Consider the following 8,883-nt stretch of genomic DNA (forward strand, 5'->3'; position numbering starts at 1 on the left):
GTATATATGGAGCTTTCATATGGATAAATTAAGAGTTAGTAGAAGAGCTATAATATTAAAATTTCTTATTCCTTATTTTATATTTTTTGTTTTAATTTGTATACCAGTATATATAACTTATTATAAACAGTATAGAGAAAATTTCTTATATAATATTAATGATATGATGGATAATGTTTCATTAGATATATCAAGATGGATATTTGAATATAAAACTCAATTACAAACAGTAAATAATTTCTTTGAAACGGATATGTCATTTAATGATATGATGTCAGCCGTTTATAAAATGAAATCATTAGATAAAGAATTGGTTGATATTTATTTTGGAGGAGATATTCCTTATGCTAATGGAGGTTTTTTTGTAACAGCTATTCCTGATACTATACCAGATGATTATGACCAAACTACTAGAGATTGGTATATTAATTCTATAAATACAAATGATGTTTATATAAGCGAGCCGTATACAGATGTTTCAACATCTTCTACAGTTATTACTTTGGCAATCGCTGTTAGAAATGGAGCTACTATTAAAGGAGTGGCCGCTTTAGATGTATACTTTTCAAAAATCAATAATATAATGAATGAAATAAAAAATGATAAAGGTTATGAGTTTTATGTGGTTCTTTCTGATGGAAAATATCTCAACCATAATGATGCGAATTATTTATTAAACGAAAATTATAGTGCATTTGACGTACCTGAGTTTTCAGATATAAAAAACAAAATGGATAATGGAAGAGCTGTTTCTATAATAAATAATCAGTGGTATGGAATTAAAGAGATAGAAGGTTTTCCTTGGTATATAGTAGCTAAGGGAAATATTAATGAATTAAGAGATAAAACAAATTTATTAATTTTTTATTTGATACTTATAATATTATTATCACTTATTTTAGAAACTCTTTTAGTAACTTTGATTACTATACCTATTACTAATACTTTAAATGAGGCTATAAATCATATAGATAATATGGCTTTAGGTAATTTTGATATAAAAGAAAGTGCTTCAAAAAAACATGGTAATATAGCTTATGCTCTGTCTTCTTCTATAGATGAAATGCAGAAAAATATTAGTTCTGTAATTTATAAGTTAAAAGTTGATATTGATTCTATTAATAGTGAAATGGAGAAAATATCTTTAGGCAATGATGATTTATCAAATAAAACTATTTCTCAATCATCTTCAGTTAATGAATTAGCAAGTTCTATAGAATCATTATCTTCTTCAATTACAGAAACTTATGCTAATACAAATAAAGCTAAAGAAATAAGTGAGAAAGCATTAGAGTATACTAGCAGGGGAGTTGATATCGTATCTAGAACATTATCAAATATGACTGAAATATCTGAAGCAAGTAAAAATATATCAGAAATTATTAAAATGATACAGTCTATAGCTTTTCAAACTAATATATTAGCTCTTAATGCAGCTGTTGAGGCGGCTCGTGCTGGTGAACAAGGTAAAGGATTTGCGGTTGTAGCAAGTGAAGTTAGAAATCTAGCACAAACTTCTGCTAAAGCTGCTGATGATATTACAGACATAGTTGAAAGCACAATTCAAAAAATAGATTCAGGTTATGAAACAGTATCAGAATCATCTTCTATATTAGAAGAGATTAATAATTTTGTTACAGAAGTGTCAAGTTCATTGGTTAATATATCAAATGCTGCAGAGGAAGAGAAAGATAATATTGAGCAGATTAATATAAGTGTTTCTTCTATTAATGATATTACACAAAGAAATACTTCTCTTGCAAATGATAGTGCTACATCTAGTAGAGAAATATTAAACAAAACAGAGAATATAGCTGAAAATATTTCTTATTTTAAGTTTAAAAAAATATAATTGATTTTTTAATTTAGCATATTTTTTGTATAATAAATATTGTTTGTGAAAAACTATATTGAAAACTTTTATTAGAGATTTCTTTTTTATATATACAAATAATTTTTTTAAGTTAAATAAAAAAGTCCTTCAGAGCAATAGAAAGAACCTCTGAAGGACAATACTTAATTATATATTATTAATTATCTTTTAGCCTGTTCGTACTGTTTAGGGAATGGTACATCGATGCCTAAAGTTCTAGCAGCTTGTAATGCCCAATAAGGATTTCTTAATAATTCTCTGCCTATATATATTGCATCAGCAGCACCATTTCTCACCATCATATTAGCCATTTTAGGGTCGTATATAAGACCGCCTCCTATACAAGGCACTGTCATATACTGTTTTAATTCTCTGCAGAAAGGTACTTGATAGCCTTCATAAGGTATAATTTTACCGTCTGCAGTAACTGCTCCTGTACTAACATCTATAGAATCTATTAATTTAGCTTCTTCTAGAGGTTTTAGCATTTCAGCAAAATCTTTTACAGTATTTCCGCCTTCTTTCCAGTCATATGAAGAGATTCTTATTTGTATAGGGTAGTCGCTTCCTACAGCTTCACGGCATTTTTTTAATATTTCTTCTAGGAACTTAGCTCTGTTTTTTCCATATTCATCTGTTCTTTTATTTGATAATGGGGATAAGAATGTAGAAATCAAATAACCATGAGCAGCATGAAGTTCTATGATGTCAAATCCTGCCTTTTTAGCTCTTAAAGCAGCATTAGCAAAAGCATCAATTACTTCGTTAATATCGGATTGTGTCATTTCTACAGGAGTTCTGTATTTTTCATTGAATGCTATAGCACTTGGAGCATATATTTTATCTATTTTTGTTGATTCGCATTTTCTTCCAGCATGTCCTAATTGTATACCAATTTTTGCTCCATTAGCATGAACTGCATTTACTAATTTAGTTAAACCGTCTATGTATTTGTCGTCCCATATAGCTAAATCATTATCAGTTATATTGCTTACATGAGGTAAAACTCCAGTAGCTTCTACTATTATTAAACCTGTTCCTCCTATAGCTCTAGTAGTATAATGCTGTATATGCCAATCATTAACATATCCGTCTTCAGCACTATACATACACATTGGAGGCATTACAACTCTATTTTTTATTTCTATATTACCTATTTTCAAAGGTGTAAAAAGATTACTTTTTTCTGCTTTCATTATAAAAACTCCTTAAAATAATATGCTTATATAGGGTATATTATAATAAAAAAATTAAAATAATTCAATTTGTTTAATATTGTTTTTTATATATTGAAAGCTTAGATTTTTTTATATTAAAAATTATTTATGTTATATAATATCTCTTTCATTTTATTCATAGCTATAGCTCTATGACTCATAGAGTTTTTTTGCTCTAAAGTCATCTCGGCATATGTGATATCATATCCATTAGGCTTAAATATAGGATCATAACCAAATCCATCGAACCCCTTAGGACTTTCTACTATTATACCATCAACTCTTCCTTCTAAAGCTATATAATAATTCTCATCTAATACGCATACTGCAGAAGTGATAAAATAGGCAGTTCTATCATTTGTATTTTTTAATTTATCCAATATCATTTGCATTTTTTCTTTGTAGCCCAAATTTTCTCCGCCGTATCTTGCAGAGTATATTCCCGGCTCTCCATTAAGAGCATTTATACAAATACCAGAATCATCTGCCAAAGAGGGTAATTTTGTATGGTTATATACAGCCTTTGCCTTTATTAAAGAATTCTCTATAAAGCTATTTCCATCTTCTATTATCTCTCCAATATCTGAAGGCATAGGCAATATCTCTTTAGCAGAGTCTTTAAATATATTTTTTATTTCAATTAATTTATGTTCATTAGCAGTAGCTATTACTAGTTTATTTATCATGATATATTTAATCCCTAAATTGAAGCGAATACAAATATTGATATTTTCCACCTTTTTTCATAAGCTCTTCATGTGTACCAGATTCTATAATCTTTCCATTTTCAACAACGCATATATAAGTAGCATTTTTTATAGTTGATAATCTATGAGCAATTACAAATGTAGTTTGAAGATTAATGATTTCATTTAATGCTTTTTGTACATACATTTCACTTTCTGTATCTAATGCACTTGTAGCTTCATCTAGTATCAATATAGAAGGCTTTTTTAATACTGCCCTTGCTAAGGCTATACGTTGACGCTGACCACCAGAAAGCATTATTCCTCTTGGACCTATATGAGTATCGTATCCATTTGGAAGTTTTAATATAAACTCATCTGCATGTGCTATTTTTGCAGCTCTTACTAAATCATCATCTGTAGCATCAGGATTTGCATAAAGTATATTTTCTCTTACAGTACCATAAAATAATATGTTTTCTTGTGATACTACACCAATTTGATTTCTTATGCTTCTTGTGTTAAGTTCATTAATATCTACTCCATCAAATCTAATAACACCTTCAGAAGGAGTAAATAGTTTAGGTATAAGGCTTATTAGTGTAGTTTTACCGCCACCACTATTACCAACAAAAGCAACTACATCTCCTTTTTTTACATTAAAATTAATAGGACCTAAATGGAATGGTTGAGCATCATTTCTTTTTGGATATTCGAAATGAACATTTTCAAAAGTTATAGAATGTTCTATAGGTTTCATTTGTTTTTTAGTAGGGTCATCTACATTTTCAGGAGGTAAATCTATAATTTCAAATACCCTTCTAGCTATCATTTTTGTCATCTGTAGATTTATAAATATACCAGATAAATCTCTAACTGGAGTAGAAATATTAAGCATATAAAGTAAAAATCCCCATAAAAACTCAAAAGGCATTTCTCCTTTAAATATTAAAAATCCGCCGTATGCAAGTATTATAAGCATAGCTGCTATCATCACAAGTTCTGTCATAGGTCTATTTAATGAAGTAAGTAAAGATATTTTTCTCATCAAATTAATTAATTCAGAATATAGAGATTTATATCTTTTTACTTCTTGGTCTTCTTTAGAGAATATTTTTATAACTTCTATTCCTCTTATATCTTCCTGTATAACTGAAGTAGTACTACCTAATAAATTTTGTTGAGATGTAACTCTTGTCTTAATTAATTTAGAAACTTTATCTATTCCTAAACCAATTAATGGAGCAGCTATAAAACATGCTAAAGTAAGTTTTACATTTAATAAAAGTAATACAGCTAATGTAAGTATTAATGTTAAAGGTACAGTTATCATATTTGGTAGTGTGCCAGATAAAAATCCCTCTATAGTTCCAGATTCATTTAATACTCTGCTTATAATATCACCTTCTTTTTCTTGTTTAAAATAAGCGATATCTGTATTCATTAATCCCTTTAACATATCAGCACGAACATCTTTACCTATCTCTTGTGCTGTAAATTGAAATAGAAATGTTTTTAAATAATCAAAACTAACACGAAATATTACATATACAAAACCTATTATAATAATAAAAGCAAATTGTGCTACTACTACTGGATTACTTATAGTATCTGTTGATAGAAATTGTTCTGTTAATTGTTTTGTATTAATGTTGCTGAATTTGGTTGCTAATTCATTTACAAAAGGTATTTTGTCTAGTAAATCAACTCTTTTCCCGCCTGTAATAGATATTGCTAATTGTCCGAAAAAAGGAGGAAGTATATTAATTATTGTATATAATATGCTAATTATAAAAGAGGGGATAAATAATTTTTTATGCCTCATAGCATATGATAACATTCTTCTGTAAATATGTTTTTCTGGATGAGAATAATATTTTTTTATATGTTCTTCTGTTACAGCACCGTAATCAAATGGTCTATTATCTTTTTTAAAAAATTCTTTTATTTTTTTTATCATTGAAAATCCTAAAAATTATATGCAATTAAACTTTATATATTCTATATTTAATTATTAATTAATGCAATAAAAAACAAGTAATTTGAATAGTTCTTAGTATGGATTTAAATATTATTTATATTATAATCTAGAACTATATTTTATAAAAGTTGATATATTTTATGGATAATTTTATTATAACAATAAGTAGACAATATGGTAGTGGAGGAAGGTTAATTGGAGAGAAATTAGCTAAAATGCTTAATGTCAATTTTTATGATAAGGAATTAATTGATATAGTTGTTGATAAAACAGGATTAGCTAGAGGGCTTATAGAATTAAAAGATGAATGTTTTATAAATGATAATATATTTTTTACAGCCTATAATAAAGGAAAATTTGAGAGTCCTTTTACTGAAAATAAAACTCATTCCACATTAGATAGAATATTCGAAATACAAAGTAAGGTTATAATGGATATAGCTAAAAAAGAATCGGCTATTATAATAGGAAGATGTGCTAGTTTTATATTAAAATATTTTGATAATTCTTTTAATGTATTTATTCATTCTTCTATAGAAAATAGAATAAAAAGAATAAATGAAGAGTATGGAGTAAATATAGAAAATGCTGAGAGAGAATTAAAAAATATGGATTCTTATAGATATAATTATCATAAATATTACACTGGGGAAGAATGGGGAAATATGATAAATTATAATATGACTTTGGATAGTGGGTGCTTTAATTATGATGAGATTTGTGATATTATAATATATGGTATGAATAAAAAAATAAAAAATATAAAAAAATAATGAATTTTATAATTTAATGTATTATACTATTAATAAAACTATTTTAGGATTAGTTATAAATGGTAAACTCTTTACAAATAAAAGATTTTTCTGAAAGCGATTATTTTTCTTATGAGGCTTTATGTAATTTATGGAAAGATGAGAATATTAGTTTAATTATAGATTTTGGAGAAGAAGCTAATAAATCTGATATGTTATTAAAATATATAGATAAAATTAATGATATATTAAAATGGATAGAAGAGCATAAAAAAAATATTTCTGACTTTCTTATTTCAAAACAATGTATTACTTTAGCTGAAGAGTGGGTTTCTACGAATAAACAAATAGATGATAATTCTTATCAAAATGCTCTTGGCGAAATTATTAATATACCTATAAAAGAAGAAGATTTTTATAATGCTATGTACTTAGATAGTATACTTATTGATTTTGAAGAAGATGAATCTAGACCTGATACAACTATGCATATACTTTTTGAACCTGATTATTTTAAGCATCATTCTTTGATAGTTTATGTTGATGGGGATAAAAATATTGAGTATGGTGATTTAGCAGGTTAATTTATCAATTAATTTTATTATTTTTATTTAAATAATCCTTTTTTATTATAGAGTTTTTTTCTTTTATAATATATATTTATTGTATAATTTTTCAGTTAATCAAACTGTGAAATAGAAAATACTTGTTTAAGAGGGATAATTTAATGTCAGAAAATCAAAATAATTCTGAAAATACACAAAATGAAAAAAATACTAGTGTAGAAAAAAATGCAGAAAAAGAAAACAGGAAAGAAAAGTTAAACACATTAAGAAATATGGGAATAAATCCATTTCCAAATAGTTATGATGTTACTTATAAATCAAAGGATATAGCAGATAAATTTGAAGAACTTGAAAAGAATGAAACAGAAGTTGCTGTTGCTGGAAGAATTATGCTTTATAGGGTAATGGGTAAATCTTCATTCTTAACTATAAAAGATTCAGTAGGCACTATTCAGGCTTATATACAAAAAGATAAACTTGGCGATGAGTTTTATAATACAGTATTTAAAAAGCTTATAGATATAGGTGATATTGTTGGTGTAAAAGGAACTGTATTTAAAACAAAAACAGGAGAGATTACAATATATGCAAGCGAATTAAAGCTTCTTACTAAGTCATTAAATCCTTTACCAGAAAAGTTTCATGGACTAACTGATACAGAGCTTCGCTATAGACAAAGATATGTTGATTTAATAATGAATGATGATGTTAAAGAGGCTTTTATTAAACGCTCTAAAATGATATCTGCCATAAGAGAGATAATGATAGAAAACAATTTCCTTGAAGTAGAAACTCCTATGATGCACCCTTTAATTGGAGGAGCTAAGGCAAAACCATTTGTTACGCATCATAATACTTTAGATATGACTCTTTATCTTAGAATAGCACCAGAACTTTATTTAAAAAGACTTATAGTTGGTGGTTTTGATAAAGTATTTGAACTTAATAGAAATTTCCGCAATGAAGGAATATCTACAAGACATAATCCAGAGTTTACTATGATGGAAGCATATATGGCTTATGCTAATTTCCATAAGGTTATGGAATTGGTAGAAGAGGTGTTCTCAAAAGTATGCTTTAAACTAAATGGAAAATACACTTCTCAGTATAAAGATTATGAAATCAACTTTAAGCCTCCATTTGCAAGAGTACCTATGGTTGATTTAGTTAAAGAGCATTCTGGACTTGACTTTAATTCTATACAATCAGATGATGAAGCTATATCAAAAGCAAAATCAATAGGGGTAGAGATAGATACATCAAAAGGTAAGCCTACTAAATGGGAAGTGATGGTTGCTGTATTTGAAGAGAAAGTTGAAGAAAAACTTATTCAGCCTACATTTGTTATTAATTATCCTAAAGCAGTTTCTCCGCTTTCAAAATCTTATCCTGATAATCCAGACATTACAGAGAGATACGAACTTTTTATTGGCGGAATGGAGATGTCTAACGGGTTCAGTGAGCTTAATGATCCAATAGACCAAAAAGAGCGTTTTGAAGAGCAATTAAAAGCAAAAGCACGCGGTGAAGATGAAACTATGGATATGGATTTAGATTTTATTAATGCATTAGAATATGGTCTTCCTCCAACTGGTGGGCTTGGAATAGGAATAGATAGAATGGCTATACTTTTCTTAAATGTGCCTAGCATTAGAGACACTATTCTTTTCCCACAAATGAGAAAGTTAGAATAGTAAAATACTTACTTGTTATTAACTTAATTTTATTATATAATAATTAGTGTATAAATATATCAAATGGATTAAATTATTTAGCTTTACATTTTAGGACTATAATATGGATAAAAA

At 27.3% G+C, this 8,883-nt stretch carries 7 protein-coding genes; 4 read left to right on the forward strand and 3 right to left on the reverse strand.

Going from position 1 to position 8,883, the window contains the following annotated elements:
• The first annotated feature begins 19 nt into the window (after nt 1-19).
• The gene (locus tag E6A48_RS06985) at nt 20-1,852 is read left to right on the forward strand and encodes a methyl-accepting chemotaxis protein (protein WP_219709321.1); all 1,833 of its coding nucleotides are present in this window, start codon (nt 20-22) and stop codon (nt 1,850-1,852) included.
• Nucleotides 1,853-2,034: 182 nt separating this feature from the next.
• Here E6A48_RS06985 and E6A48_RS06990 read toward each other — a convergent pair whose 3' ends face one another.
• From E6A48_RS06990 to E6A48_RS07000, 3 genes are all read right to left on the reverse strand, one after another.
• Nucleotides 2,035-3,069: an NADH:flavin oxidoreductase/NADH oxidase gene (locus E6A48_RS06990; RefSeq protein ID WP_219709322.1), complete on the reverse strand. Its 1,035-nt coding sequence runs from the start codon at nt 3,067-3,069 to the stop codon at nt 2,035-2,037.
• 116 nt (nt 3,070-3,185) lie between these two features.
• On the reverse strand, nt 3,186-3,776 hold the full coding sequence (rdgB, locus tag E6A48_RS06995) for an RdgB/HAM1 family non-canonical purine NTP pyrophosphatase (RefSeq protein WP_014933170.1): 591 nt from the start codon (nt 3,774-3,776) through the stop codon (nt 3,186-3,188).
• 7 nt (nt 3,777-3,783) lie between these two features.
• Nucleotides 3,784-5,736, reverse strand: a complete 1,953-nt coding sequence (locus E6A48_RS07000; RefSeq protein ID WP_219709323.1) for an ABC transporter ATP-binding protein — start codon at nt 5,734-5,736, stop codon at nt 3,784-3,786.
• Between the two features lie 161 nt (nt 5,737-5,897).
• Here E6A48_RS07000 and E6A48_RS07005 point away from each other — a divergent pair, with 161 nt between their 5' ends.
• The 3 genes from E6A48_RS07005 to lysS all read left to right on the forward strand — a co-directional run bounded on the left by E6A48_RS07005 (nt 5,898) and on the right by lysS (nt 8,769).
• Nucleotides 5,898-6,530, forward strand: a complete 633-nt coding sequence (locus E6A48_RS07005) for a cytidylate kinase-like family protein (protein ID WP_219709324.1) — start codon at nt 5,898-5,900, stop codon at nt 6,528-6,530.
• A gap of 59 nt (nt 6,531-6,589) precedes the next feature.
• Entirely contained in the window at nt 6,590-7,093 is a 504-nt protein-coding gene (locus E6A48_RS07010) for a DUF2262 domain-containing protein (RefSeq protein WP_219709325.1), read from the forward strand.
• Nucleotides 7,094-7,236: 143 nt separating this feature from the next.
• Nucleotides 7,237-8,769, forward strand: coding sequence for a lysine--tRNA ligase (gene lysS, locus E6A48_RS07015; RefSeq protein WP_219709326.1), 1,533 nt, complete (start codon nt 7,237-7,239; stop codon nt 8,767-8,769).
• Nucleotides 8,770-8,883 lie beyond the last annotated feature (114 nt).

Source organism: Brachyspira pilosicoli, from assembly GCF_019402445.1.
Lineage (GTDB): Bacteria > Spirochaetota > Brachyspiria > Brachyspirales > Brachyspiraceae > Brachyspira > Brachyspira pilosicoli_B.